A 25,963-nucleotide genomic window follows, 5' to 3' on the forward strand; every position below is an offset into this window, starting at 1 on the left:
GCTGTGACTGGGAAGGTTTGCCGGGTTGGGTGGTCAGGCCGCGGTCGGTAGCGGTCTGCCGCCCCAGCGGATGCCTTTCTCGCTGCGGATGCGTGCGCGTTCGCGTCGTTGGGCGGCCAGGACGTCGGGGTGGCGGGCGTTGTTGTTGCGCCAGCGCAGGTAGGCGTGCGGGGCCCGGGTCTGGACGGTGTGGTTCGGGTGGTGGGAGTTGGCCAGGGTGAACTGCCGCAGCGGCCCGAAGTGGGCCTCGATGGGGTTGGCCCAGGACGCGTAGGTCGGGGTGAAACACAGTTCGACCTTGTTGCGGGCCGCCCACCTGCGGATTTTCCAGTTCAGGTGGGCGGAGAGGTTGTCGAGGATCACGTAGATCGGTCCGCCGTCGGGGCGGGCGGCCCGGATGGATCGCAGGGCGGCCCAGGTGTGGTCGATGCCCTTGCGGCGTCGGTTGACACCCCACAGCTTGTCGTCGCCGGCCGAGTAGCAGCCGTGGAAGTAGGTGATGCCGTGGGTGCGGCGGTAGGTGGCGGGCAGCCGGTCGGGGCTGCCCCGCTTGGCCCAGCAGGAACCGGCGGTGGGGCGGATGCCCAGGGGGCCGAACTCGTCGAAGGCGAACGTGCGGTCCGGACGCTCGTTAAGCGCGTACTCGATTTGGGCGAGCTTGGCGTCGAAGGCCGGGTCCGGGGACTCCTTCCAGGTCTTCGTCCGCTGGAAGGTGATCCCGCGGCGGGCCAGTAAGCACCGCAGGGCCTCGCGGCCGATCCGGACGGGCCTGGTGATGTTCCGGCGCAGGTGATCGGCCAGCTTGCGGAGGGACCAGCGGGTGAAGGGCTTGCCCAGCACGGTGGGGCGAGTGGTGGCCGTCTGGATGACGAAGTTCTCGTCGTCACTGTTCAGCAGGCGGGGACGGCCTCCCGCCCACTGAGGGTTGAGGCATGCGAGCCCGACCTCGTTGAAGCGGTGGATCACATCCCGGACGGTGTCCTCGTCCGCCTGGACAAGCCGCGCGATCACCGGGACCGTGCCGCCACCGGCCGAAGCCAGCAACATCATCACCCGCCGGAACCGCACCGAGCTCGTACTGCCCCGCCGAACGATGTGCTGGAGCTTCTGCCCCTCCTGCTCCGTCAGCCTCCGGACCTTAACTGGTGGCGCCATCCCACCTCCCCTGCTGGTTGGAAACCGTCACTTCCAACCAGCACAACGAGCAACCCAGTGAACCTATGCGGTCACAGCACTAGGCATCGCCTGGGCATGAGCGCCGCGGCCGTCCGGTCGTTTCCCGGCACCGTGCGAGCCCCCCGAGGCCGCGATGGGTGATCACGGGGCCGTGGCTCTGGCCGTGTACCGAGCCTGGACATGCCGGAGGAGAGCGTGGGTGTGGTCGGTCAGCGGCCGGTGCTGGTTCTCATCGATGACCAGCGCCATCAGGTAGTGGTCGGGGCCACCTCGTACGGCGTCGCGCGCCAGGGACGCGCGAAGGTTGGGCCAGTAGCGGCCGTGGGCGAACCCTGACGCGGCTCGCCAGGCAGCGGTGACCTGCCGGGGATCCAGGCCAATGCCGGCGGCTGCCTCCGCTATCAGTTTCCCGGCCTCCGGCTTGGCGAGCTTGTCCGGGATGCCCAGCGACACAGCAAGGTTCTCGATCTCCTGGACGCGCTCCCGCCCCGTCTTGCCGCCTGGCCCCGGCACATGATCTGTGTCCTCCTCGTGCTGAGCGCGGTTTCGCATGTCCTCGCGCCACAGCCGCAGGTTCCGGCGCCGACGCTCGGTGCGGTCGTTGCCTCCCAGCAGCCAGGCCGCCGTGGCGAAGTTCTCCAGGGCGCCACGCATCAGCGTCCAAGGACTGGTGGGGTCCACCTCACCGTGCAACACAATCCTGCGCAGCGCGTCCGCATGCGCCACCCCCGCCGTGAACGAGGCCCGGATCAATGTCGACGCTGAGTAGGTGCCCAACGGCGCGTCGTCCGCGGCCAGGCTGCTCAAGGGTTGCGCTGCCGGTAGCTGCTGGTAGGCACCTTCGCCACGCAGACTCTCCAGGTCGGCAAACAGCGGCTGCAGGTACGCGAACTTGAACCGGGGCGGTGTCATGACCGGCACAGTAGAGCCGGCCACTGACACTCGACCCGGCGGCCCGTAGGCAAGCAGGGCACCATATGCGGCGAGAGGCACCGAGCCGCAGCCCGGAGCGGCCCGGCGGCGCCGCGGGCAGCGGACCCGCGGTGGCGGACGGGCCGAGCTGGACAGCGGCCAGGGCGACCGCGCCGCGAATGCTCATGCCCTCGCCACCCCGGCCGGACGTGGCACGCAGAACGTCGAGGCGACAGGGTGCCGACACGGCAGCAGCAGGGGCACCCCGGGCAGCGGCACGGGCGATCGGGACCGGCGCCCGCCCCGCAGTCACAAACGCGGGCGCCAAGAGCAAGATCCGCGACAGCGTCGCGACGGCGGACGGGGCGACACACGGCGACGGCCCAGCGCGGCGGCAGGACGGCGGGGCCGTACGGCGCCCGGCCGGAAGGCGGCGGTCATACGGGCGAGCGCCGGCAACGGGGCGACGACGAAACCGGTGGCCACCCAGTGGCACAACAGCAACGCCGCGCCGGGATCCTGGCGGGGCGAAGCCGGCGAGACAGCAACGGCGGCGCGGCGGCGGTCGACGACCGCGACGGGCGGCCGGACACCACGTACGGCACCGACACCCGGCACGGGGGCACGTGACGCGGAGCGCGGGGCACCGACGGCAAGCGACCGCGGTCAGAACTACAGGCACCGCCCGACGGAACGACGGCGGCGCACGGCCGAGGAACGGTGGCCGCACGACGACAGTAGAGGGCGGCAGAAACACGAAGCGACGGGACGACGCGGAGAGCCTGGGACCCAAGCCCGCAGCAGCAACACGACGACGAAACGACCAGGCCCCCTCGGCAGCGGGGACGGTGGTTGGTCGACGGGTGAGCGCCGACGGCCGGCAGGCGGCACGGCGGCGGCGAGGACAGCAACCGTCATCGACGGCAAAACGGCGCGGCGAGACAGCGCTCGACGACGGGGCCGTACGACGGCGATACCGAGCCGGGGGCCAGAACGGCGCGTACAGCAGCACGGCGATACCGTACGGCGGGCGGTCGACGACGGGCCGGGGCAACAGGCCGGGATGACGGACCCGGTCGCACAACGCAACCGGGCTCGCCTCCTCCCCCCGCCTGGAACGGGCAGGTCCTCACACTCACCGGCGAGGCGGGACGGCGGTCGACGACGATGTCGTGGCTGTCCGGCTACCGCAGACTCAGCCCTCGCTACGAACGCAACCCCCGCAACTACCTGGCGTTTCTCGGTCTCACCGCGGCCTTGTGCTGCTACAAGCGCCTCGTCCGCCTCACCACGTAGGAAACGGTCTTAGTCGACCGTCTTCCAGAAGTGGAAAGCGCAGGTGTGGCGGGTTCGGGTCTACCTACCTGCCCGGGGACGGACGGTGAATTCGGTCTTGGTCAGCCGCCTGTGTGCCGGCCGGATGCATTTCCGTTTATCTCCTGGGATGCATCCGGCCGGTGAGGGGATCAGACGGTGGTGGCGAGCCAGCCGATGGTCTCTGTGGCGTGGACGCCGTCGCTCATGATGTTGGTGCCGAACAGTTCGTTCATGCGGATGTGGAAACCGTTGCGGTTGACGTTGGCGATGCGCACGCCGGGGGTGTGCGGGCCGTTGAAGGTCTGCACCTGGGCGAGGACGATGACCTGGCTCCCCTCGGGGAAGGGAGTGGGGAAGGTGACACGGGTGAAGGTCGAGAGGTCACCGCCCTGGGTCTCCACCGGGTGGTCGGAGTCGAGGGTGACCTGCCCCGTCAGAGTCATGCTCATGGTGTCCCTTTCGGTCGTCTGACTTTGGTGTTTAACCGCGGTCATTGCGGTCAAAAGGGTTCTGCTCAACGGAAAAACGGATTATGTGCTTGTCGCGCGAACGAGTGATCGTCTTCCAGCCATCTGCTCTTCGCCTGTAGCAGGTGCCTGGGCATCCCGTTTCCTCGAAGTGTGATCGGTCCCACGCGCCACCGGGTCCTCTTGCGAAAATCCTCTGACGGGAAAGCAAACAGAGAATCCTTTCAGCGGCACGTACAGCCTGTACCGGCGAGGAGACTTTTCGGCTTATCTGAGAGACAGGAAGGACGTGAGGTTCATACGGGCAGCGAGAGAAAACAAGGAACGTCCGGGAATCACCTCTCGAAGGCCGAACTGGTGCTGCCAGAAATGAGGGCATCCCACGTCATCGGGCACCCCGCTCCCGTGCAACAGTCGTCCGGGCACCTCTGGATCTCCCACCTCTCGAGGGGCAGGAAGGCGGCAGAGCACTGCACGCCGCCACCCACAGCACCAACAGCTGACCGCCACCCCCCGCACACGAACGGCCCCTCCCCCACCGCGTGCCGGTCATGGGCGGGCCGCCCGTGCAGGGCGGCGCGGGGCTCAGTAGTCGAGGTCCAGGTAGTCGATGTCGGAAAATGCGACCTCGAGGTCGTCGACGCGACGGCCGCCGTCCTTGAAGTAGACCTCTTGCAGCCCTTCCGCGACGATCCGGCGCAGCGCGCGCTCACCGGCCCCGGCGTCCGCGGGCGGCGTGGCGGGAGGGGGCCGGAGCGGCGGCTTCGCCAGCACCCCGGCCGCCACCGGGACGCAGGAACCGGCCGTGCGCCCCGCCCCGCATCCCCGCGCGTCGACGGCCCCTCGCCCGTCGCGTGCCGCCCGTACGTCGACTGGAGCCAGGAATAAGGACCCACCGGCCCGTAGAAGCCGGTCCCGGGCCCATCGAGGCCCCTCGGGGAGCCGGGATGCCGGTGAAGGCCGCCACCGGGGCGCTGACGAGCTCCTGGCCCGGCTGCCCGGCAGCGCGGCGCTGGCCGTGGGAGCGGCCCGGTGGTACTGCCTCCGGCACACGTGGGCTCGGCAGCCTGATAGTCGGCGGGCCGAAAACGAAGGGTGGCCTAGGATTCTCCTGGTGAGCGGATGAACCCCAGGGTTGCCCCTGGCGCGATGACTGTCCCTTCGAAGGCTGCTGGCGTAAAGATTCCGTCCACGGGGGCGGGCAGTTCCGTGACCGCCTTGTCGGTCGAGAGTTCGGCCACCGCCTCGTCCCTGGCCACATGATCGCCCTCTCGTTTGAGCCACTTGGTAAGAGTGATGGTCCCAACGTCGCCCATTTGTGGGCAGGTCAACTCGGTTCGCATCTCAACTCCTTGGTGCCACGAATCCTTATGGATCACATCTCGCGCCCCTTGTTTCAGGGGCTTCCAGGTGGCCGGGGGTGTGGGCTTGGTCGGCTCCGGCGCTCTGCGCTTCTCACTGTGCACGGAGTCGGCCCATGCCTGTGCCGCACACGCTGGGGCACCCCGGCCGATGCTGCGGAAACGGGTGAACTCGGCGCGGGGCCGGGCTTGAGGAGCGAGTCAGGAAGGGCCGGCGCTACAAAACGCGGCGCGGCGCACTCCCCCGGCGGCGCACCCGCCCTACGATCCGGCCGTGAGCATCCAGCGGCACAGAGCGGCGGCACGGCGGGCGTGGAACGTGCTGACGCCGATGTCCCTCAGCGGCCGGTGGCACTGCCCTGGCCCGGCCTCCCTGGTGCGCCACGTCGAGGCGGGAGCGCTCGCGGAAGCCGCGGCGGACGTGCGCCGGCTGCACCCGTCGGCTGGAGTGGAGGCGGCGAAGGTGGCGCGGCGGCAGGGTGCCAGAGCGGCGGCCTCGCTGCTGCTCACCCGCGCCGTCGCCCTCGCCGGCACCCCGGCCGCCACCGGGACGCAGGAACCGACCCTGCGCCCCGCCTCCCCCGCACGTCGACGGCCCCTTGACCGCCGTGTGCCGCCCGTACGACTGGGGCCAGGAACAAGGCTCCACCGGCCCGTAGAAGCCTCCACGGGCCCACCGAAGCCCCCCGCGGGGGGCCCGGGGGTGCCGGTGAGGCCGCCACCGGGCCGCTGACGGGCTCCTCGCCCGGCGGCCCGGCTGCCCGGCGAGTCAGGGGCCCGGCGGCGCAGCGCTGCCCGTGGGAGCGGCCCGGTGGTACTGCCCCCGGACGTGTCCGGGCACCGGGCCTGACCCGCACACTCCCTACCGGCACGGACTGCCCGCGATCCTAGCCGGGCGACATCCTCGGGGTGCCGGGATCAGCCGGGCCAGCGCCCAGCGCCCCGCGCGCGGCGACGCCGGGCGGGGCGGGACCGGTTCGACGGTCCACTCGGCGCCGGCCGCGCGCTCGGCGGCGGTACGGGCCCGCGAGTCACGTACCAGGGTCTCGGACAAGGGCCTCGGAAGGGATGTCGGGGCCGGGCCCGAGTACCCGGCGACGTGCGGTGCTGCTCACGGCGATGTCTCGGCCTCGTGTCAGTGACCCACCATGGGATATACCGCGCCGTGACAGTAAGACGCGTTGCCCGTGTCACCCCCATGTCAGCAGCGGACAGCCGCTCATCGCCTCCATGACCAGCGAAAAGACGACAAGAAGCAGCCGCCAGCCATCGCCCACCACCCCACTGACACAAACCCGGCACATCGCAACTGGGTCGTCGACGAGCCCGTACCGGGCCAGCGCCGCCAGCCGGTTCGGCGGGATCTTGTTCAGCTTCCTCGTCACCGCCCTGGTCGGTCATGACTGGAGCGTGTCCGGTGGGTGGAGCGCCTTCGGACACCCTAGCGGTATCGGACCATCACCTGTCTGGAGTGTTCATGCGCGAGGAACGTATGCGGGCCGGGTCCCCGGGGAAGTTACCGCCAACCACTCACAGGCGGCAGGTAGGGACATAGCTGATGCAGGCGAGTGCAGGCGATCGCATCCTCGTGCAGATCATGGGACAGCCCGATCGAACGGGCGAGATCATCGAACTGCGCGGTGCGGACGGAGGCCCGCCCTATGTCGTCCGCTTCGACGATGGCCACACAGGGCTGGTGCACCCAGGCCCGGACGCCGTCATCGAGCGCGCGAACGACGGGCCTGCCTGATGGGGGATGTACCCCTCAGACAGGCCCGCGCGTGACATCGCGATGGGGCAGACGTTGCCGGGAAGGCAGCGTTAGATCGAGCTGTTGTTGGGTGAGTTGCACTGGCCGGCTTGGCCGGTGGGCGTGTACGGGCGTCCGTCCAGGGTGGTGTCCGAGTGGCAGAGGACGGTTCCCGTGTTGCAGTCGATGACGAAGGTCCGCAGGAACTGCACCGCGCACCCGTTGAGCTGCGCGGTGATGGAGAACTGATCCGCGGTCCACGACTTGCTGGTGACGTGGAAGGTTTCCAGGTACAGGGCCACGTAGAGGTCACCGCTGGCGAGGTCCGCCGTTGTGACGGATGTGGAGACGCTCAGCGTCTCGACGTGGCCGACGGGGGCGTTCGGCATCACGTTGTCGAAGCCTGTCAGTGTGGTGTTGCGGTACAGCCGCAGTGAACCGACTTGGGCCTGGCCCGCACCTGGTCCGTTCTGGGTGACGCGTGCGGAGACGGTGAGCGTTCCGGTGGCTCCTTCGCAGCCGGGTGGCGGGGTGGCGGTGATGCGGCCGACGGCGGTGCGGTAGACCTGGGTGCCGTCACCGGCGGAGCCGTTCGGGTCGGCCGGGTAGGTGAGGGCGCCGCCAGACCACAGGGCGGCGTGCGAACCCGCCAGGTCCGGGAATCTCGCCTCTAGACCGAGAGTGGCGACGGTGTCGTCCACGATCGTGAGTCTGACCGGGGTCGCGGTGGTGGTGGGGGTGTCGCACAGCAGCAGCGTCGAAGAGCTGCGGCACGGCGGCGCGCACGAGCCGGCGCACGGCGTTCGGCCGCCGTACGGTGCGCAGGGAACAGGGGTGTTGCACATGGACGCCTCCCGGCGTATCCGGCGGCGAGGTGACCCTCGCCGCACTCCTGATGCGGCACTAGCTCGTCGTGCTGTTGGGTGTGCTGCACTGGCCGATTTGGCCGGTGGGTGTGTACGGGCGTCCGTCCAGGGTGGTGTCCGAGTGGCAGAGGACGGCTCCCGTGTTGCAGTCGATGACGAAGGTCCGCAGGAACTGCACCGTGCACCCGTTGAGTTGCGCGGTGATGGAGAACTGATCCGCGGTCCACGACTTGCTGGTGGCGTGGAAGGTTTCCAGGGACAGAGCCACGTAGAGGTCACCGCTGGCGAGGTCCGCCGTTGTGACGGATGTGGAGACGCTCAGCGTCTCGACGTGGCCGACGGGAGCGTTCGGCATCACGTTGTCCTGGGCGATCCGTGTGGTGTTGCGATACAGCCACAGTGAACCGACATTGGCCAGGCCCGCACCTGGCCCGTTCTGAGTGACGCGTACGGAGACGGTGAGCGTTCCGGTGGCCCCTTCGCAGTTGGACGGGGAGGCGGTGATGCGGCCGACGGCAACACGGTAGACCTGGGCGCCGTCACCGGCGGAACCGTTCGGGTCGGCCGGGTAGGTGAGGGCGCCACCGGACCACAGAGCCGCATGCGAACCCGGCAGGTCCTGGACGAACGACGCGCCGCCGCCACCGATCGCGGCGAGATCGTCGTCGACGACCGTGAGTCTGACCGGGGTGGGGGTGGTGGCGGTGTCGCACAGCAGCAGCGTCGAAGAGCTGCGGCACGGCGGCGCGCACGAGCCGGCGCACGGCGTTCGGTCGCCGTACGGCGGCGGGCACGGGCCGGCGCACGGCGTTCGGCCGCCGTACGGTGCGCAGGGAACAGGGGTGTTGCACATGCAGGCCTCCGGGCTTGTGTGGCGGCAGGGGGTGGCCCGGCCGTCTTTCGGTGTGGTGGTGGGCGGATTTCAGTTCCGCTGCGACTGCCCGAGACGTGCTTGTGCCGGGCCCTTGCCGCAGCAGCCGTGCCGGTCCAGCACCCTGGCCCGCCCGAGATGACGCGTTTGCATTTCCTCGCCGGGGGGCTCGACCTCTGGAGCGCAAATCGCCCCGCCGGGTGATTACCCAAATGGCTGAAGTAATAGTGAAAATTAAACCCGATGGGGTGACAAGTAGGATTTACATACAAACTGTGATGTGCCAAGTGAGCCGTTCCAACCTGGCCGCTCGGAGCTTCGTGTGCTTGTTACCTATCCGGTCTCGATCTCTCCAGTTCAACCCTGCGGTTCCCGGCCGAGAAGCTGACCGCCCTGCGACGTGGACGACGGGTGCGGTCGACGGGCAAGGGACCGGTGTGATCCCCTCCTAATCCAGTGCGTAAGCAGACGGCCCCGGACCATGCAACGCCCCGGGGTAACTGCTCGCACAGGACAGCGAATGCCTGGATCCCCCCTGGCCTTTGAGCGCCCGGACGTGCGATCCGTCCACGGAGCAGTCGTCCAGGTCCAGCAGGCCGGCGCGACGAAGCTCGGTCAACAGGGCGGCGTGCAGGCGCGGCCAGACGCCGGCCTCGGTCCAGTCCCACAGTCGGCGCCAGGCCGTCACCCCGGAACAGCCCACCGCCTCCGCGGGGACGTCACGCCACGCGACACCGGTCCGCAACACGTGCATGACGCCGGCGAGCGCCACTCGATCGGGAACACGCAGCCGCCCCGGGTGGCGATGGCGCCGTTCGGGGATGGGCGGCAGCAGCAGGGCCACCCGCTCCCACAGGTCGTCAGGAACAAGATCAGCACGCACCCCAGACACACTGAGGGTTTTCCATCCTCAGTCTGAACTGGTCAGATGTAGGCGGAGGACGAATCGGAGGAGGCTCGTGATGCGGGTGGTCGAGCACCGCAGTTTGCGGAGGAGTCACCAGGACTTGAGGGTGGTGATGGCCTGCTCGACGAGAGCTCGGATCTTCGCGTGGGACCGGTTGACCGCCTTCCGGCCTGCGGGAAGGGTATCCCAGCGTCCCCAATACGGGATGGTTCTGTTCACGAGTTCCGGGTTCTGGCACAGATCTTGGGGAGTCGTCGCGGAGCGTTACCTCGACGTTCGGTTGTGAGGAGACGGGTTCGTGTGAGACGGCGTACGCCTTGTCGCCCCGCGGACAGAATTGACGCTCCCTCAGGTGTCTGCCGATCGCTGCTGCGGTCGGTTGTGGACGGTGATGGTGCTGGTCATGCAGACCGATACACCGTTCTGGGGCTCACTGGTGTTCCAGGGGATCGACGAGCTGGATGTCGAGGCGGTTACGGCCGCGTTCGGCACGGTCGAGGTGATGGCGAGAGGCCGCGCGGCCGGGGCTGCGTGTCCGGACTGTGGCCGGTTCTCGGGCCGGGTCCACGACCGATACCAGCGCAGGCTGAGGGACCTTCCACTCACCGAGCAGGGCTTCGTGATCCGGCTGACGGTGCGACGCTTCATCTGCGGAGCGGCGGACTGCCCGCGCCGGACGTTCGCCGAACCGTTCTCCCGGCTGACCGTCCCGCACGCACGGTTCACCATACGGCTCAACCGCGCCCTGGAACGGGTAGGGCTCGCGCTGGCCGGGCGCGCCGGCGCCCCGCTGGCGGCCCAGCTGGGCTTCGGAGCTGGCCGGATGACCTTGTTGCGCAGGGGCATGGCATTGCCCGATCCCGCGTTTAGCACGCCGCGTGTGCTGGGTGTGGACGACTTCGCGATCCGTCGCGGCCAGACCTACTCCACGGTCTTGACCAGCGTCGAAGACCACCGCGTGGTCGATGTACTCCCGACCCGTGAACCCGGACCACTGGCCGCCTGGCTTGTCCGTCACCCAGGCGTGGAGATCATCTGCCGGGACCGGGCGGGCGCCTACGCCGAAGGCGCCCGCCGCGGTGCCCCCGACGCTCTGCAGGTCGCCGACCGGTTCCACCTGTGGCAGGGCCTCGGCCGGGCTGTGGAGACCTGCGTCGCCGCCCACCGCGACTGCCTACGTGGGCCCTCACCCAGCGACATCCCGCCGCAGGACACCCGACCGGCTCCCGGTCGGCCGCAGGACGACGCGGAGCCTGCCAGCCGGCGCGCCGAGCGGAAGAAGGCCGCTCACGCCTTGGTCCACGAGCTCCTCGCTCAAGGTCACTCACGCCGGGCGATCGCCCGACACTTGGGCTGGGGCCTCAACACCGTGCTCCGGTACGCGAACGCAGCACACTGGCAGGACACCTTCCGCGAGAACCGGCCCCGGCCCAGCAGACTGGACCCCTACAAGCCCTACCTGGAGCGATGCTTCGCTGAGGGATGCACCAGCGTCACCCAGCTCCACAGCGAACTCGTCGCCGACAACGCGCCCGTTACCTACCAGATGGTCCGCGCCCACATCGCCACCCTCCGCGGGACTCCCGCCGGCACGCCACCCCGACCTCCGACGGTGCGTCAGGTGACCGGCTGGCTCACCCGACACCCCACCGCGCTGGGCGAGGAAGACCGGGCCGGCCTGAAAAATGTCCTGGCCCGCTGCCCCGAACTGGACACAGCCGCCGGACACGTCCGCGACTTCGGCGAGATCCTCACCGACCGCCTCGGCGTCACACTCCCCACCTGGATCGACGCAGTCGACGCCAGCCAGCTCCCCGGCCTCACCGGCTTCGCGCTCCACCTGCTCCGAGACCTCCACGCCGTGACCGCCGGCCTCACTCTCGACTGGAGCTCGGGCAGCATCGAGGGCGCCGTCAACCGCATCAAGGAGATCAAGCGCCAGCTCTACGGCCGCGCCGGATTCGAACTCCTCCGCAAGATGATCCTGCTCCAGTAACACTGCGCGAGCAGCTGCCCACCCGTGGCAGGATGGCCTAATGTTGATCCGAAAGGGCGATGCCGCGTAGGCGTCCCAAGGCCGTCCGCGCAGAGCGGTGGCGGCCACGATGGCAGTGTTCGGTCCTGAGAGTCCGCGGTGTCTCCGCGCGGACTCGTGCAGCGATCCGCCGGGTCGAAGGCCAGGAGATGTGGCCCAACGCGGTCGCCAATGCGCTCTCGTGTTTCGAGCGGGCCCTTAAGCAGCCGGGACGCTACCTGGACGCCTCCGAGTTCGAATCGCCCGGGGTGGGAGATGCCCGTGATGACCTCGAGTGGGCGATGCGGCACCTTCCTCCCGGAGCACAACGAGACTTGGGCCGACTGATCACACGCATCGATGAGGAACTCGAGCGCCGCACCCTGCCCGACCCCAACAACATCGAGTTGGCGGTGTTCGGCTGGTGGTGGACCAGAATCCGGGACCGCTGACGGGACCCGGACCCGCGCCCCCAATCGAACGACAGGTCACCCTCCGTGACGACTCCCCAAGATCTGTGCCAGAACCCCTTTCTCGTGAACAGAGCCAACGGGACCCGGACCGGGCTCCCGGCACCTCGGTAGCCCTTGTCGGCTCAGCAGGTGACGCCGGTTTCTGCGAGGGCGTCGACGGTGCCGTGTTCACGGGCGGCCGGACATCGTGAACAGCACCGAGGAGGGCGGGTGAGGCCCCCAGTAGCCGACCGGACGGACCGGCGAGAACCTGGGCGTTCATCCCATGCTTCTTGTGCTAGCCGAAGTAGGAGGAACGGTCCGCGACGATGCGGTCGATGAACAGCGGGGCGTCGTCCAGCAGCACGAATGCCTTCGTCGAAGCCGTCCGAGTCGCGTCCGCGAGGGCGGCCAGAAGTTCGACGGCCTCGGTGACACACCGGTAGGCGGTGGTGGTCCTGATGGCGAACCCAGCCGCGAGCTGGACGTACGGGTGGCCGTTGCGTAGGTGGGCGAGGGTGAACAGGGCCCGGCGGCCGGGGCTCAGACGCCGCCGGCGGGAGCCGATCGCACGAGGGTGCTGCCGTAGACGGGCGGACAAGAAACGCAAAGAAGAGCTGGGCACCTCAACGCCGGACGGGTAGACAAACATGCGAAGCCTCTGGTGGAGCCAAGGAGGACGGCACCGCGCTGGTCGACAAACTGCTGTCCTCCATGACTACGGCCGCGGCTGTCCCGGGCAGTCACCTCCTGGTCCTTCACGGCACCGGACCACAATGGTGCCGCACCGCCATGGACGACACCGGCGAGGGCTCCGCCCCCCTAAAGGCCGACAGGCCGGCTCCCCCCGCCCCCGGTGTCGGTCAGGCAGATGTTCCGCCCGCCGTGCCCCGGCCGCCGAAGAAGTCGGCCACGGCACGGCGCTGTTGTTCCTCGCGGGCGATCTGCCGCGCGAGGACGGCGCGGTCGACTGGGCGGTCAGGCGGCGCAGGGGCCGGTTGATCCAGTAGGTGAGGGAAGCTGGCCGACGGAGGCGTAGCGCATGTCCTCGCCTCCGGGGTCGTCGGTGTTCCCCTGGCGACAGCCCCACGGGTGGCCGGCGGCGGTGTCCAGCGTGGGGCGATCCCCTTCTACCGGGTGTGCAGGGTGCGGGCGACAGTCTGGGCGGCTGGCGCAGCTGCGGGTTCTTCTGGTCCCAGGTGGCCGCGATGTAGTGGAGGAGTTCGGCCGTCGCGTGCTGCGAGTGGCTCGAGTCGCTGGTGAGGACCTGGTCCGCGGCGGAGGCGAGGTCGGCGGCCGGGGAGGCCGGCTCCTTGCCGGAGCCGGGGCGAGGGGCGCCAGTCAGCTGCAGGATGTACTCGTGCCGGTACGGCCCGGGCGGCGAGCGAGTGACCGGCGCACTTCGTCGCGTTCGATCTGCTCAAGTGGTCAGGGACCGACGCGACCACGTGGCCGTACCGGCGGCGCTGGAGTTCGTGTTCGCCGCGCGGCGGCTGTCGGCGCCGGGGCGCTGTGCCCGTCGACCACCGAGGCGGCCATGGTGCGTGAGTGGCTGACATGGGCGTAGGTCGGGATGGAGGGCGTGGTCTTCAAACGGTTGGACGATCCCTACTGACCCTCGGGGCCGCGACCGGGAACACACGTGTAGTCCTATTAGTCCCACTTTTTCCCTCACATCAGGGAAGGGGGATGCGCCCCCGGGCGTGTCAAACCAGCCCGCCCTCATCATGAGGATGCCCGACGCACCGCCTGTCGGCCCCCTGACTCCCTTTCCTGGAGAGCTCTATGAAGCAGCTGTGCTCCTGGACGCTGGCCGCCGCCCTCGCCTTGACCGCCGTACTCCTGCCCACCCAGACCGCGACCGCCAAGGCCGCCCAGCCCTCCTGCCCCGTCGGCTCCGTCTGCTTCTGGAGCGGCGAGGGCTTCAGCGGCTTTTACTGGGAGTGGACGGCCAGCAGCGGCTACCGCGACATGCCGCCGTCCCTCCGCGACCACGTGGGCTCCTTCGTCTCGTCCACCCGCGCCTGTTTCATCAACTGGAGCCCGGTGCAGAAGCGAGACGTCTTCAACGGGGACTGGCGCTCCCGCTACCTCGGCGACTTCGGCGGCCGGATCGACGGGGTGGGCCCGGGCGGTTGCTGACGGGAGCAAGCTCAACAGTTACCAGTGAAGCCGCAGACCTCAACGGCACCACGCCCATCGGTCAGGTCGACTCTCGGGGCGAGCCCCTGCCAGGTACCGGCGCTGACCCGGGCGAGGATGACGGTGGCGAACTACTCGCGGACGCCGGGGACGAGGCGGCTGCCGACGGTGGTGGGGCCGTCGTAGATGACGTGGATGCGGGCCCGCGCGCCCCTCGTACAGAACGGCCGTGAGATCAGCGGTCACGCATTTGCTCCTGTTCAGTAGTCCAACAGCGGCACTGCGGGCCCGCGGGCCGCGGACAGGTGATTCGAGAAGGGGTGTCGGGGCCCGATCCGAGTGCCCGGCATGCGGCACCGGTCCTCACGGCGCGGCGCCGACACGGCGCGCCCTACGGCGAGCACCCGCGCCGACGGCGGGACGGCGCGGGGGCCGGACACCGCGCGCGGGGGCCGGACACGGCGGCAGCGTCGTACGACGGCCGACGCACGGCCGGTCGACGACGATGGCGGGCCGGGACGGAGCCGAAAACCAAAAGAGGACGGACCGAAGTACGAAGAACGACGTGCGACCAAAGACGCCGCCCGCGCCGGCCGGCGAACAGCACGGCGGCGGCGCCACCGACTTCGACCGGGCGTCACTCAAGCCGGTGATGGACCAGGGCGTTGCGCAGGCGTCTGAGCACGTCAACCGAGCGGAGCGTTCAGCTCGTGCACGCGCCGGAGCCGTTCGGCCCGAGGCCCGACGACCACCGCCCCGCCCGGAGCCTGTGCACACGTCGACCGGTGGTGGCCGGGCCGGGCCGATGGTGGTTCTTCGTGGCGGGCGTGTCAGCCGGCGAGGGTGAGGGTGACCGGGCCGGAGGCGTGCTCCAGGCCGTCCTCGGTCAGGCACTTGGTGACTTCCAGGGTGGCGGCCACGGTCGTGCGTACCACCTGGGCGCCTTCGAACTGTCCGCTGACGACTTCACCTTCGCTGATGAAGACCGATTCGCCGTTGGGTTTGGCGTTGATGGTGAGGTTGTAGCGGATGACGCTGTTGGGGCCGTCGTTCCAGTCGACGACCATGGTGCTGTCGAACTGGGCGGTCAGGCAGCTGGCCGTGCCTGATCCGTTCACGGTGAACGTGGCGTAGGCGATCTCGGGGTTGGACAGCGAGGCGCACGGCCCCATCGTCCCCTCGATGTGGACGTTGGTCGGCTTGGGCTCGTAGGTCAGGCCCGGCTGGAACCTCACCGCCTGGTCACCGAGCGGACAGGACACCAGTGTGAGGAGGTCCTGCTCGGCAGAGGGAGCGGCGGAGGCGGAAGGCGAGGCGACAGCGCCGGTGGTGGCGAGAAGCGCTGCGGCAACGACGAAGCGTATGGAACGCATACGGTCTCTCCCGTGGAAGGGACGGAAAGCACTCGGATCACTGAAGCGGTGAGCGCCCGGCACACCACATCCTTCGATGGACATGCCAACCCCACAAGCGCACCCGCAGGGGCGTGCGGAGTTACTCGCAGGTGGCGCAGCCCGACACCCCACGCCCCCTGACCGCCCCTGACCGCCCCTGACCGCCCCGAAAGACTGCACACTTACCCTCACCGCTCACCAAACGACGAATCCCCGAACAGCAGGGCCGCAGGGCCGAGTGCTGGCGGCCGGGACGGAGACGGCGTCGACGGCGGTCGGCAGCAGCAGTCGGCGGCAGGACGGCGCGGCGAGACAGCGGTCGAGGACGGCCGGTCGGCGGCGATGGCGGGCCGGGGCAGCAGGCCGGGACGACGGACCCGGTCGCACAACGCAACCAGGCTCGCCTCCTCCCCCCGCCTGGAACGGGCATGTCCTCACGCTCACCGGCGAGGCCTCGCTGCCGTCGGGTCAGCCGAAGTCGAAGGTCTCCTGCGCGAAGCCGGCCGACGCCGGGATGGCGGAGTGGTGCCGAAGCGACGGTCGACGACGGCGACGGGCGGCGCGGCGCCAAGACGACGGGGCCGGACGGCGCCCGGCCGGAAGGCAGCAGTCGTACGGACAAGCACCCACGACGAGGCGACGGACGGAGACATTGCCCACGCCGGCGGCCGACCAGGACGGCGGCCAGGCGGGACGGCGGCCATCGTCGACGGCAAAACGGCGCGGCGAGACGGCGGTCGACGACGCGGCCGTACGACGGTCGACGACGGTGGTGATCGACGGGCGAGCCCCGATGGTCGGGACGGCGGCGGCACGGGCGAGTGGGACCGGCGCCCGCCCCGCAGTCACGAGCGCGGGCGCCAAGAGCCAGACCCACGACAGTGACACGACAGGGGGCCGAGCGGCCGGCGGACGGACGGGCGGCGTGGGGCCGCGGGCGGCGGCAGCAGGGGCGGCAAGGCGGGACGGCACGGCGAGGCGGCGGGCCCGTGACAGCAGGACCTCGAAGTGGGCAGGACGACCGCGCCGCGCCGGTGCCGCAGGACGGCACGCCGGGACGCCGGGCGCGGCAGGGGGGGGCGGGGCCGCGGCGGCACAGCGGCGGACGGGCGGGCGGGCGGCCGTCAGCGGTGGAACGCCGAACGAACCCGCGCAGTCACGAGCGCCGACACCCACCCTCGCCGGCCCGGCACCCTTCCCCAGCCGGACGACACCCCGGCGGCACGGCAGCCGGCATGGGACCTCGATGGCACCCCGGCAGCGGCCCGGGCGGGCCGAGCAGCAGCGGGACGGCGCGGGACAGCGGCACGCCGGGCGCGACGGCGGGGCGAGGGCGCCGCAGCAGGACGCGGAGACAGCGGGACGGCCGGCGGACAGGCGGACAACGTCGACACCCCGGCCCCCAAGCCGCCCCGCGGCACCCTCCCCGACTGGCGGCCGCTCGACGCCGAGATCGTCTTCAAGGGCATGTGCCCCGACTGTCTGGGCGACGCCGTGGCCGAGGGCGACTGAAACCACCCTCGGCCACGGCGCTCCTCACACGGAACGCGACACGAACAGCGAGCCGCGCGTCAGCGCGTCGCGGCCATGGTCACGGCCAGGGCCACGACCCCGGCCGCCCACAGAGCCGTACGGCCCACGACTCCCCCGCCGCCGATGCGGCCGTCCGCCGTCGGGCGCCACAGCGCCGCCGGCTCCGACCACAGGTAGGCGGGGAAGCCGGCGCCGAACACCAGGCACGCGGTCAGCCAGTATCCGGCGCTCGGCACCCGGAGCCGCGCCCGGACGACGATGTCGACCAGGACGGTCGCCCCGGCCACGAGAACCGCCCAGGCGAGCCAGGCGGTGGAGATGAACCGCCAGTACAGCACCGGCACCAGGGCGGAGAGACCGCCCAGCCTCTCCAGCGGATCCTCCCTGTCGAAGGCGACCGGCACACCGCCGCCGCCCTTCCCCGCGAGTTCCTTCCGCACCAACGCCTCGAAAGCCGCCTCACCGCCCTCGCCCCCCGGAAGGGTCTCGAAGCGGTGCGTCAGCTCCTTGTCGCCGGCGAACCCGGTGGTCCACCGCACCCCCACTGCGTCGGGGGCGGTGTAGAAGACATGGACCACCGAGGTCCGGCCGGCGCGCACGTCGTCGAGCAGATCCCGCAGCGGAGCCTGGCGCGGCACCAGGTTCGACAGCAGGTCGACGACCGCGGCGAGCAGGAGCAGCAGCGCGAGCGCCCGGAGCGACCGGTGCACCGGGCCTCGGGCCCGTACGGGAAGACGGTCGAGTGCACGCACGGCCACTCCTGTCCCCTCTCTTGTCATCAGTCGGCGACGGTCAGAAATCGACCGTCATCGTCCAGTAGTAGGTCTGGTGCAGGGTGCCCATCTGCTTCCCCTGCCCGATGTCCGGAACGACGTGGGTCAGGGACTCCGTACCGGTCTCGTTGTACGCGGCGAAGGCGACCGTGAAGGTGCGTTCCCGCTTGTTGACGTTGATGACCTGGTGGATCTGATCGTAGGAGCCCATGAACGCCTCCGGAACCCCGGATCCCTTCGCGCCGTCGGTCAGCATGCCGGTGATGTCGTTGAAGAAGTTGGTCTTGGGGTCCTTGTAGGAGGATCTTCCGCCCATCGAGGCGGGGTCGATGTCGTAGTCGGCCGCCTGGATCTGCTGTCGGAGCTGGGCGAGGACGTTCAGGCTGTGCTTGTTGGTGGCGAGCTGCTGGGTGATGTGGCTGCCGGCGCCGAAGGCCCGGTTGCCGCCCTTGCCGTTCAGCCACTCGTTGAGCAGGTCGTTCCAGGTGTCGGTGGAGCCGATGCCCGCGAGGTCGTCACAGCCCGCCGCGACGCCGGAGGAGACCATGGCGCCTTCGACGCACGGGGAGGTCTCCTGGGTGATGACCTGGACGTACTTCTTCAGGTCGACACCGAGCGCCTTGTAGAGGCCGCCCTTCCACTTCTTGGCGATGTTGTCGAGCGCGCGCTGGCAGGGGGCGTCACAGCCGCCGCCACCGCCGCCGTTGCCGCCGTTGCCGCTACCGCCGCTGGAGACCGGGATGCCGCCCTTGCAGGTGATCCCGTACTTCTGCGGCTCCATGCACTCGGGCACACCCTCGCCGGTCGGGTCGGCATACGTGACCGGGTTGTTGTTGGCGTAGGCGTACCCGTTGAGCGACTGCGCCTGGTCCAGGGTCAGCTTCGGGTCGGCGCTGATGAACTGCCCGATGGTCGGGTCGTACTGCCGCGCGCCGACATGCGTCAGCCCGGTGGTGGTGTCGACGGTCTTCCCCAGGAACCCCTTGTCGTCGGGCCAGGCTCCGCCAGTGACGGTGCCACGGGTCTGCCCGAAGACGCCGGTGTAGCGCTTGCTGAACGTCTGGGCGCTGGACGCGAAGGACGTCCTGGCGGCCGCGGAAAGCTTCCCGTGGGCCCTGGCCGCACCGGGACGCGGCACTGGCCGGACGGGGAGTTCCTGGACGTCGCGCTGAGCGCGGTGCGCCCCGAGGAACGCCAGGGGTACATCGAGCGCCTGGAGGCGTTCGTGGAGCAGCACCGCGCCCGCCTGGAGGAGCTGCTGCGGGCGTACGGGCCGGGGCAGTCGGCTCGCCTCCCACGGCCGGTACGCGCTGATCGGGCAGCCGGAGACCCTGGTCGTCCCAGAGCGGATGGAGGCCAACCCGTTCGATCTGCACAGCGAGTGGGAGAAGGAGCTGGAGACCGTCTTCCTGGACGACCTCGAGTTCGCGTGGGGGCCACGCATCCGCCTCAGCCGGTGAACAGCCCGGAACCAGCAGCGGGGCCGGACAGGGTGATCCTGCCCGGCCCCGCTGTCGTCGGGTCAGCCGAAGTCGAGCGTCTCCTGTGCGAAGTCGGCTGGGGCCGGGCTGGGCGGAGGCGGTAGTGGGATGGCGGCGGGCGCAGCGGTGGAGGCGCCGCAGCGGCGGCCCGGCGGCCCGGCGCCGCCCCGGGCGGGTGGGCCCGCTGCGGCGGCAGGGCGGCGGACAGCGCCAGGCAGCCGGACGGACGCCAGCGGCACGACGGCTGGCGCAGCGGCGCGCTGGCGCCGCCGCGGGGCGGGCGCGGCGCGGCGGACGGGCGAGGTGACACAGGACGGGCGCCAGGAGCCAGGCTCGCGACAGTCAAAGCGGCAGGGGCGGCGCGGCCGCGGCGCGAGACACAGAGGCGAGCCGCGGGCGGCAGGGGCGCCACAACAGGGCCATGAAGCGGCGGGACGGCACGGCGGCGGGACGCCTGCACCACGACGGAACGGGCAGGCGACACAGCCGAGGCACAGGGCGGACCGAGCGGCGACGGGGGCGCCGCAGCGGCGGAGGTGGGCGGGCCGAGCCGCGGCGAGCCCGCGACGGCAGGGAGCCGACGCGCCAGCCGCAGGGACACCCCGGCGGTGCCGCAGGGGGGCGGCCCGGGCACCGCAGCAGGGGCAGCGGCGGCGCGGCGGCGGTCGCCCGCAGCCGCACGGCGGCGGCCCGGGCTACGGGCCGGGCGACGGGCCGAGCGGCGGCGGGGGCGGCACGACGGCGGGATGGCGGCGGCGCGCCGGCGCCGCCGGGCGGCCGCGCCGCGGGGCGGGCACCAGCGGCGGCCCGGCGGGGACACGACAGCAGCGGGCAGCAACGGGGATGTCGCAGCGGCACGGCGGTACCGCGGGCAGCACGGCAGACGGCAGACGGCAGACGGCAGACGGCAGACGGCAGACGGCACAGCAACGCGGGACGGGCGCCAGCGGCACTGCGGACGGCATAGGACCGCGACGGCACCCCGGCAGCGGAACGGCCGAGACCCAGGGCGGCGGCAGGGTGTCGGCGCGGCGGCCCGGCAGGGGCAGGACAGCAGCGGCGCGGCGCCACAGCAGGACCGCGAAGCGGCGGGACGCCGGTGCCGCGGGCGGCACACCAGGACGCCGGACGCGACGGCAGGACGGCAGGACGACGATCAGAACTCACCAAACCGAGACAGCGTCACCTCCAATGCGATAACACCCCGGGACAGCAATACCCCACGGATCTCTCACCGCCAAGACAGCGACCCCGCGCCCCGAAACCACCACCGACCAGCACCAACACACCCCGACCCCACTGTCTCCCACCCCACTGTCACAAAACCGAAAGATCGCAGCCGAAGCAGCGCGCCACACGGGTCGACGCCAGCGGAGGCGGGAAGACGGCGTACGGCCGGACACCGCTCTCCGCAGCAGCACGGCGGCGCCGTACGGCGGGGCAGACGACGGTCGGTCGATGGTGGTGATCGACAAGCGAGCCCCGATGGCCGGGACAGTCGAACGCCACCCCCCGACAGCAACCGACGACGGAGCGGCAGAGCAGTGTCGAAGCGGTGGTCGACGACGGGCCGGGCGGCCGGACACCGCGCACGGCACCGACGCCAGGGGCAACGGGCGACGGGGCAGCAGTCGACAGCCAGCAGCGGGGCGAGGAGCCGGGATGCCGGCGAGACGAAGCCGGCGAGACAGCGACGGCGGCGGGGCAGGACGCCGCCCTCCGCGGCGAAGCAACGGAACCGACGGCCAGAGCCCGGGGACGTCGTCCGCACCGACGACAAACCGGTGCGGCGGGACGGCCGGACACCGCCCTCCGAAGCGGCGGGCCGGCGGAGCGAACGCCGTACGGCGGCCGGTGGAGCGGTGGAGCCAGCAGCAAGGCGAGAAGGCGGGCGACGGCAGGCCGAAGCAGCGATCGACGACAAGGCCGGGCCCTGTCACGGTCAGCCGGGAGGTGAAGGCCGTACGGGCGAGCGCCAGTGCCCGGGACGGGGCGGTGACGGGACGTCGGGACGATGGAGCGGCGGCAGGGAGACGAGGCGACGGGACGGCGGTACGGCGGTACGGCGGGACGGGACGCCGTACGGGAGTCGACGGCGCTGGTGGTCGACGGGCAAGCGTTGGTGGCCGAGGCGCCCGTACGGTCACGGCGCTGGGCGCCGAGTGGCGCCCGGCGACGACGTGCCGCCGAAACGGATCCGCCAGGACAGCGGGGTCAGGCTGCCCGCACGCCCACAACAAGCGATAGCCCCCGGTCCGCCTCCCTCCCTGCCGGACCCGACCGTGAGGCGTCAACGGCGCGAAGCGGTTCCCTGCGGTCGGCCGGGGCCGGGAAGGGTCAGAGCTTGTCGGCCGCCCGGACCCGGTGGAGGTGGACGAGGGCGTCGTAGGCGCGGCCGATCGCGAGGGTGGGCAGGGGGTCGGGGGTGAAGGTCGAGCCGGCGTCGTAGACCGGCCGGGGCCGGTTGAGCCAGGTCCGGGCCTTGGCGGGTACCGCCCGCAGGTCCACGTAGAAGTCTCGGTACCCGATCTGGTCCAGGGTGTGCTCGTGCATGCCGGGGCGCGCCGCCGGAACGGTGACCGGCTTCCAGTCGCCGTCGAGGGAGGTGTCTTTGGTGAGGAAGGAGCCGCCGGCGAAGGTGAAGCCGAACGCCGCGTAGTCGCGGCCCAGGCAGTCGCGCAGGACGGTGCCCTGGGTGCGCGGGTACATGTCGGGATGGGTGGACAGGTAGCCGACGTGGCCGTTATGAGCGGACAGCAGCATCCTGTGGCCGGTCTGGCGCTGCCACCACAGCACGTTGTCGGCCATGGCCTGGTCGCGCAGGCGCTCCGCGGCCGTGACCGAGGCCGGGTCCGTGAGGTCGACGGTGGCGAAGGCGAAGGTCTGCGCGATGTTCCGGGCGTGCTGCACGGTCCACGCGTAGTCCTCACCACCGGCTTCCTGGCGCCCGGCCACCAGGTCGAGGGCCTCCTGCGCCCGCGCGGCGCTCTCCTTGCGTTCCGGAAGCGGCTTGCGCAGGTGGGCGAAGACGTCGTCGAAGGGACGCAGTCCCGCGTACAGCTCCTGGAGCCGGGGCAGTGCTTCCGGCCTGGCCGTAGCGACGGACGACAGGACCCGTTCGAAGATGTGGTCGCCGAGTTTCGGTGCCCCGAGGTCGTCGCCCATGAAGTGGACCCGGCGGTCGGGGTGGCGGGTGTTGTGGTCGCGCATCCAGCCGATCAGACGGACGAACTCCTCGCGTTCCCAGGGGGATCCGGCCAGCGTCTCCCGTGCGATCCGCCGCGGATCACCGGGGCCGCCCTGGAGGTACTCGTCGATCCTGAGCCCGGCCGACCAGCTCATTTCCAGGGCGAAGGTGGTGAAGCCGCGTTCCTCGACGAGGTGCTGGAAGACGCGGTGCTTCATGGTGAAAAACTCGTGTGACCCGTGCGTGGCCTCGCCGAGGCCCACCACTTTCGCGTCTCCGACCATGGCGTCCAGCGCCCGCAGGTCCGCCGTCGAGCCGCCGGGCTGCGTGGAACGCAGCGGGTGCGCGGCTCGTTCCAGGGAGCGTACGACGCCTGCGGGGGACGCGGGGGTGGCGCCGGGTACGAAGGGTGGGGACGGGGCCGCGGAGGCCACCGGGGCGGTCACCGCCGTGGTGGCGAGCGCTGCCGTGAGCGCGAGCAGTCCTCGCCGGCCGATGGACTTCCTGTTCCCGTACATGGTGATCACTCCTCGTGTGCGGCGGCTCCCCGAGCCGATGCAGTGATCTTCATGCGTTGCGGCGCGGAGGGCGCTGAGGCCCCCCGCCGTCTTATTCCGGGGGTCCTCCCCTGCAAGGGGCGGGGGATCGTCCCCACCGTCTTGGGGGGCCGACCGGATGGTCCGGCTGACACCGGAACAAACAGGGTTGAACCATCAGGAAGTACGGAGGAAGGAAACCCCGAATGTTCGGCATGAAGACGGTCCGGCGCCGGGCGGCCCGCACGGTAGCGGTCTGCACGCTCGCGGTGACCACGTGCGCCACGCTGATGGCCGGCAGCGCGGGAGCCATCGTCAACGGGACCGAGCCGAGGCAACGCTACCCGTTCATGGCGGTGATCCCGGAGTCGGCGCCCGAGCAGGGGCTGTACGACGGCAACTGCGGAGCCTCGCTGATCGATCCGCAGTGGGTGCTGACGGCGGCCCACTGCTTGCAGGGCGACGGGCTTGAGCTGGACGGCTACGTCCGGATCGGCAGCACGGACCGAAAGTCCGGGGGGACCGTTCGAACCATCGCGCGGACCTTCATCCATCCCGGCTACCTGAACGGTGACGGGAAGGCCGCCAACCGAAACGACATCGCCCTGGTCCGCCTGCACCGCCCCGTCTCCGAAAAGCCCGTCCGGATCGCGAAACGGCCGGGACGTCCCGGCACCCCGACGCGGATCCTGGGTTTCGGCACCACCTCCGACACCGGGCTGCATTTCCCGAAGCGGCTGCGGGAGCTTTGGACGCGCCGGGGCGCCGAGACCGAATGCGCCCCCGGACACGCCGATCGGACCCGGTTGTGCACGGTCAGCCGCGTGCCCGCGGCCATGGCGTGCTTCGGGGACTCCGGCGGGCCGCAACTCCAAAAGGGCCGACACGGGCGGTGGGAGCTCATCGGAGTGACCTCGGGACCGGGCAGCCCCGGTGTCCCCTGCTCAGCCGGGCCGGGCCTCTACACCAACGTGCCCGCTTACGCCGGTTGGATCCGGCAGACCATCAGGCACAACCCCTGAACCCGACAGTCACCTGGCATCGCACCACAACCCGTACGACACCAAGCGCCAACTACAGGACTGCGCCGGACACCCAACACAGCGAAGCCAGCGAGACAGCGACGGCAGCAAGACGACGGGGCAGGACAGCAGAGCACCGCCCTGCGCGGTCGAAGCAACGAAACCGACAGCCAGAGCCCGGAACCCGGGGACGTCGTCCGCGCCAACGACGGGACGGTGGAACGGCGGCGCCAGCAGCAAGGCGAGGAGGCGGGCGACGGCGACAGCCGGAGCAGCGGTCGACGGCGCTGCCGGGGCCCTATCCACGGTCGACCAGGAGGCGAAGGCCGTACGGGCGAGCGTCGGCACCCGGGAGGGGGCGGTGACGGGGACGCCAGGACGGCGGCCGACAACGGGACGACGAGGCAGCGGGGCGACAGAGCGGAACGCCGTACGAAGGTCAACGACGGTGGTGGTCGACGGGCGAGCCCCGATAGCCGGGACGGTCGAACACCACCTACAACAGCCAACGACGGAACAGCCGAGCGGTGCCGAAACGGCGGCGCCAGCAGCAAGGCTCGCGACAGTCAAGGCGGCAGGGGCGGCGCGGCGACGGTGGCCCGGCGGTGCCGCGGGGGGCCCGAGCACCGCAGCAGAGGCGGCGGCACCGCAGCAGGACGGCGCGGCGGCGGGACGGAGCCGCCGCGGAGGGACAGCCACGGCCGACGTGAGTCCGTGGCGGCAGCGCGGCCCCGGCGGCGCCGCGGGGGACGGCGGCGCTGCGGCGGGGCACAGCGGCGGGGGGCGCACAGACGGCGGCCCGGCGGGGGCGCCGCAGCGACGCGGCGGGGGCGGGCAGCACGGGCGGCCGTCAGGGGACCGCGGCGGCGGAACGGTAGCACGGTAGGAGCACGAAGCGGCGGAACGGAGCGGGGCCCGGACAGCGCTGCGGTCGTTCCGGCGGGCGACCGGTCACCTCGCCCCCCGCCAGGACGCGGTCTGGGGCGAGGGCAAGGCGATGGTGCCCATCGGGCAGCACATGGCCAACCTGCGCCGGAAGGGCGGCCTCGGGAAGGACCCGGAACGGGCCCGGGCGCGCGCGGCGCAGCTGGCGGCGATCGACCCCGACTGGAACTGCCCCTGGCCACTGAACTGGCAACGACACTACCGGGTCCTGGCCGACCTCGTCGACGCCGACGGAGTACTGCCCTACATCGCACCCGGCGTACTGTTCGACGGCGACGACATCGGCACCTGGCGATGGCGGCAACAAGAACCAGGCACCTGGAAGCAGCTCCTACCCGAACAGCGCGACCGGCTGGCCACGCTGGGCGTGCAGGGCGCGGCCCTCCCCGTGACGGCCGCCGCCCTGACGGAGCTCCGTCCGGCGCTGGCCGCCGCCCTCAAGGGGCCGAAGAAGGCCGGAAGCAAGGCCGAGGCGGCGTTCCAGCGGGGCCTCGCGACCCTGGCCCAGTGGGTGGAGAAGGAGGGGAAGCGGCCCGTCCCGCGCAGCGCGGTCATCGAGGTCACAGTCGACGGCGAGACGGAGCCGGTGCCGGTGAAACTCGGGGTATGGCTCTCGAACACCAAATCGAGGCGCGACAAGCTCGACCAGGAGCAGCGCGCCGCACCGGGCATGGAATGGGCGGGCGCGGTGACGATCCCGGACAGCCTCTGACCACCTCCAGTGCCGTGACCGGACCCCGAGCCCTCAAGGCCCGAGGCCTAACGAGTTGGTGCGTGATAGCGGGTGAGGTGTGTTTGGCCGGCTCATGGCCTGTTTTCAGGCGGTGGTGTTGCGGTCGGAGACGAGGTTGGCGATG

General features: G+C 71.0%; 17 protein-coding genes and 5 pseudogenes. 7 read left to right on the forward strand and 15 right to left on the reverse strand.

Annotated elements, in window-relative coordinates; all coding sequences use genetic code 11:
• Positions 1–33 precede the first annotated feature (33 nt).
• Positions 34–1,155, reverse strand: coding sequence for an IS630 family transposase (locus tag AC07D6_RS32030; protein WP_479050229.1), 1,122 nt, complete (start codon positions 1,153–1,155; stop codon positions 34–36).
• 162 nt (positions 1,156–1,317) lie between these two features.
• Positions 1,318–2,088 carry a hypothetical protein gene (locus AC07D6_RS32035; RefSeq protein ID WP_479050231.1) on the reverse strand — a complete coding sequence of 257 codons (771 nt, stop codon included), beginning with the start codon at positions 2,086–2,088 and terminating at the stop codon, positions 1,318–1,320.
• Positions 2,089–3,252: 1,164 nt separating this feature from the next.
• Here AC07D6_RS32035 and AC07D6_RS32040 point away from each other — a divergent pair.
• Positions 3,253–3,384, forward strand: a pseudogene (locus AC07D6_RS32040) (IS5/IS1182 family transposase); the annotation flags it as partial.
• 170 nt (positions 3,385–3,554) lie between these two features.
• On the opposite strand, the gene AC07D6_RS32045 reads toward AC07D6_RS32040, so the two are convergent.
• The 4 genes from AC07D6_RS32045 to AC07D6_RS32060 form a co-directional block, all read right to left on the reverse strand.
• On the reverse strand, positions 3,555–3,854 hold the full coding sequence (locus AC07D6_RS32045) for a hypothetical protein (RefSeq protein WP_479050233.1): 300 nt from the start codon (positions 3,852–3,854) through the stop codon (positions 3,555–3,557).
• Positions 3,855–4,457: 603 nt separating this feature from the next.
• A complete protein-coding gene (locus AC07D6_RS32050; RefSeq protein WP_479050235.1) occupies positions 4,458–4,646 on the reverse strand; it encodes a hypothetical protein in 189 nt (62 codons plus the stop codon).
• Between the two features lie 326 nt (positions 4,647–4,972).
• Complete coding sequence (locus AC07D6_RS32055; protein ID WP_479050237.1) at positions 4,973–5,215, reverse strand: biotin/lipoyl-containing protein; 243 nt, start codon at positions 5,213–5,215, stop codon at positions 4,973–4,975.
• A 1,208-nt stretch (positions 5,216–6,423) separates the two neighbouring features.
• Positions 6,424–6,618, reverse strand: coding sequence for a hypothetical protein (locus AC07D6_RS32060; RefSeq protein ID WP_479050239.1), 195 nt, complete (start codon positions 6,616–6,618; stop codon positions 6,424–6,426).
• Positions 6,619–6,791: 173 nt separating this feature from the next.
• Here AC07D6_RS32060 and AC07D6_RS32065 point away from each other — a divergent pair, with 173 nt between their 5' ends.
• Positions 6,792–6,983 (forward strand): DUF1918 domain-containing protein, encoded by a 192-nt coding sequence (locus tag AC07D6_RS32065; protein ID WP_479050241.1) that lies wholly within the window; start codon positions 6,792–6,794, stop codon positions 6,981–6,983.
• A gap of 71 nt (positions 6,984–7,054) precedes the next feature.
• On the opposite strand, the gene AC07D6_RS32070 is transcribed toward AC07D6_RS32065, so the two are convergent.
• From AC07D6_RS32070 to AC07D6_RS32085, 4 genes and pseudogenes are all read right to left on the reverse strand, one after another.
• The gene (locus AC07D6_RS32070) at positions 7,055–7,684 is read right to left on the reverse strand and encodes a hypothetical protein (RefSeq protein ID WP_479050243.1); all 630 of its coding nucleotides are present in this window, start codon (positions 7,682–7,684) and stop codon (positions 7,055–7,057) included.
• A 202-nt stretch (positions 7,685–7,886) separates the two neighbouring features.
• A complete protein-coding gene (locus AC07D6_RS32075; RefSeq protein ID WP_479050245.1) occupies positions 7,887–8,702 on the reverse strand; it encodes a hypothetical protein in 816 nt (271 codons plus the stop codon).
• A gap of 526 nt (positions 8,703–9,228) precedes the next feature.
• Positions 9,229–9,603 (reverse strand): annotated as a pseudogene (locus AC07D6_RS32080) (transposase); the annotation flags it as partial.
• Positions 9,604–9,630: 27 nt separating this feature from the next.
• A pseudogene (locus AC07D6_RS32085) lies at positions 9,631–9,834 on the reverse strand (IS5/IS1182 family transposase); the annotation flags it as partial.
• Positions 9,835–9,979: 145 nt separating this feature from the next.
• Between AC07D6_RS32085 and AC07D6_RS32090 the strand changes: the two are divergent.
• Positions 9,980–11,623 (forward strand): ISL3 family transposase, encoded by a 1,644-nt coding sequence (locus tag AC07D6_RS32090; RefSeq protein ID WP_479050247.1) that lies wholly within the window; start codon positions 9,980–9,982, stop codon positions 11,621–11,623.
• A 188-nt stretch (positions 11,624–11,811) separates the two neighbouring features.
• A complete protein-coding gene (locus tag AC07D6_RS32095; protein WP_479050249.1) occupies positions 11,812–12,093 on the forward strand; it encodes a hypothetical protein in 282 nt (93 codons plus the stop codon).
• Between the two features lie 146 nt (positions 12,094–12,239).
• Here the strand turns inward: AC07D6_RS32095 and AC07D6_RS32100 are convergent.
• Positions 12,240–12,745: pseudogene (locus AC07D6_RS32100) on the reverse strand (transposase family protein); the annotation flags it as partial.
• Positions 12,746–13,878: 1,133 nt separating this feature from the next.
• Between AC07D6_RS32100 and AC07D6_RS32105 the strand changes: the two are divergent.
• Positions 13,879–14,235, forward strand: a complete 357-nt coding sequence (locus AC07D6_RS32105) for a peptidase inhibitor family I36 protein (protein ID WP_479050251.1) — start codon at positions 13,879–13,881, stop codon at positions 14,233–14,235.
• 830 nt (positions 14,236–15,065) lie between these two features.
• Here the strand turns inward: AC07D6_RS32105 and AC07D6_RS32110 are convergent.
• The 4 genes from AC07D6_RS32110 to AC07D6_RS32125 all read right to left on the reverse strand — a co-directional run bounded on the left by AC07D6_RS32110 (position 15,066) and on the right by AC07D6_RS32125 (position 23,121).
• On the reverse strand, positions 15,066–15,608 hold the full coding sequence (locus AC07D6_RS32110) for a hypothetical protein (protein WP_479050252.1): 543 nt from the start codon (positions 15,606–15,608) through the stop codon (positions 15,066–15,068).
• A gap of 1,592 nt (positions 15,609–17,200) precedes the next feature.
• Positions 17,201–17,914, reverse strand: a complete 714-nt coding sequence (locus AC07D6_RS32115; RefSeq protein WP_479050254.1) for a hypothetical protein — start codon at positions 17,912–17,914, stop codon at positions 17,201–17,203.
• 40 nt (positions 17,915–17,954) lie between these two features.
• The gene (locus AC07D6_RS32120; protein ID WP_479050256.1) at positions 17,955–19,295 is read right to left on the reverse strand and encodes an RHS repeat-associated core domain-containing protein; all 1,341 of its coding nucleotides are present in this window, start codon (positions 19,293–19,295) and stop codon (positions 17,955–17,957) included.
• 2,458 nt (positions 19,296–21,753) lie between these two features.
• Positions 21,754–23,121 (reverse strand): erythromycin esterase family protein, encoded by a 1,368-nt coding sequence (locus tag AC07D6_RS32125; protein WP_479050258.1) that lies wholly within the window; start codon positions 23,119–23,121, stop codon positions 21,754–21,756.
• Between the two features lie 224 nt (positions 23,122–23,345).
• Between AC07D6_RS32125 and AC07D6_RS32130 the strand changes: the two genes are divergently transcribed.
• Positions 23,346–24,161 carry a S1 family peptidase gene (locus AC07D6_RS32130; protein WP_479050260.1) on the forward strand — a complete coding sequence of 272 codons (816 nt, stop codon included), beginning with the start codon at positions 23,346–23,348 and terminating at the stop codon, positions 24,159–24,161.
• A 922-nt stretch (positions 24,162–25,083) separates the two neighbouring features.
• Positions 25,084–25,818 (forward strand): annotated as a pseudogene (locus tag AC07D6_RS32135) (helicase associated domain-containing protein); the annotation flags it as partial.
• Positions 25,819–25,963 lie beyond the last annotated feature (145 nt).

The sequence above is a fragment of the Streptomyces sp. NPDC045287 genome (assembly GCF_056432325.1).

Bases quoted from the DNA above. Each gene is read 5' to 3' on its own strand.
- AC07D6_RS32065 (WP_479050241.1), top strand. From the start codon at position 6,792: ATGCAGGCGAGTGCAGGCGATCGCATCCTCGTGCAGATCATGGGACAG.
- AC07D6_RS32095 (WP_479050249.1), top strand. From the start codon at position 11,812: ATGTGGCCCAACGCGGTCGCCAATGCGCTCTCGTGTTTCGAGCGGGCC.
- AC07D6_RS32045 (WP_479050233.1), bottom strand. From the start codon at position 3,854: ATGAGCATGACTCTGACGGGGCAGGTCACCCTCGACTCCGACCACCCG.
- AC07D6_RS32030 (WP_479050229.1), bottom strand. From the start codon at position 1,155: ATGGCGCCACCAGTTAAGGTCCGGAGGCTGACGGAGCAGGAGGGGCAG.
- AC07D6_RS32130 (WP_479050260.1), top strand. From the start codon at position 23,346: ATGTTCGGCATGAAGACGGTCCGGCGCCGGGCGGCCCGCACGGTAGCG.
- AC07D6_RS32075 (WP_479050245.1), bottom strand. From the start codon at position 8,702: ATGTGCAACACCCCTGTTCCCTGCGCACCGTACGGCGGCCGAACGCCG.
- AC07D6_RS32055 (WP_479050237.1), bottom strand. From the start codon at position 5,215: ATGCGAACCGAGTTGACCTGCCCACAAATGGGCGACGTTGGGACCATC.
- AC07D6_RS32105 (WP_479050251.1), top strand. From the start codon at position 13,879: ATGAAGCAGCTGTGCTCCTGGACGCTGGCCGCCGCCCTCGCCTTGACC.
- AC07D6_RS32125 (WP_479050258.1), bottom strand. From the start codon at position 23,121: ATGTACGGGAACAGGAAGTCCATCGGCCGGCGAGGACTGCTCGCGCTC.
- AC07D6_RS32110 (WP_479050252.1), bottom strand. From the start codon at position 15,608: ATGCGTTCCATACGCTTCGTCGTTGCCGCAGCGCTTCTCGCCACCACC.
- AC07D6_RS32035 (WP_479050231.1), bottom strand. From the start codon at position 2,088: ATGACACCGCCCCGGTTCAAGTTCGCGTACCTGCAGCCGCTGTTTGCC.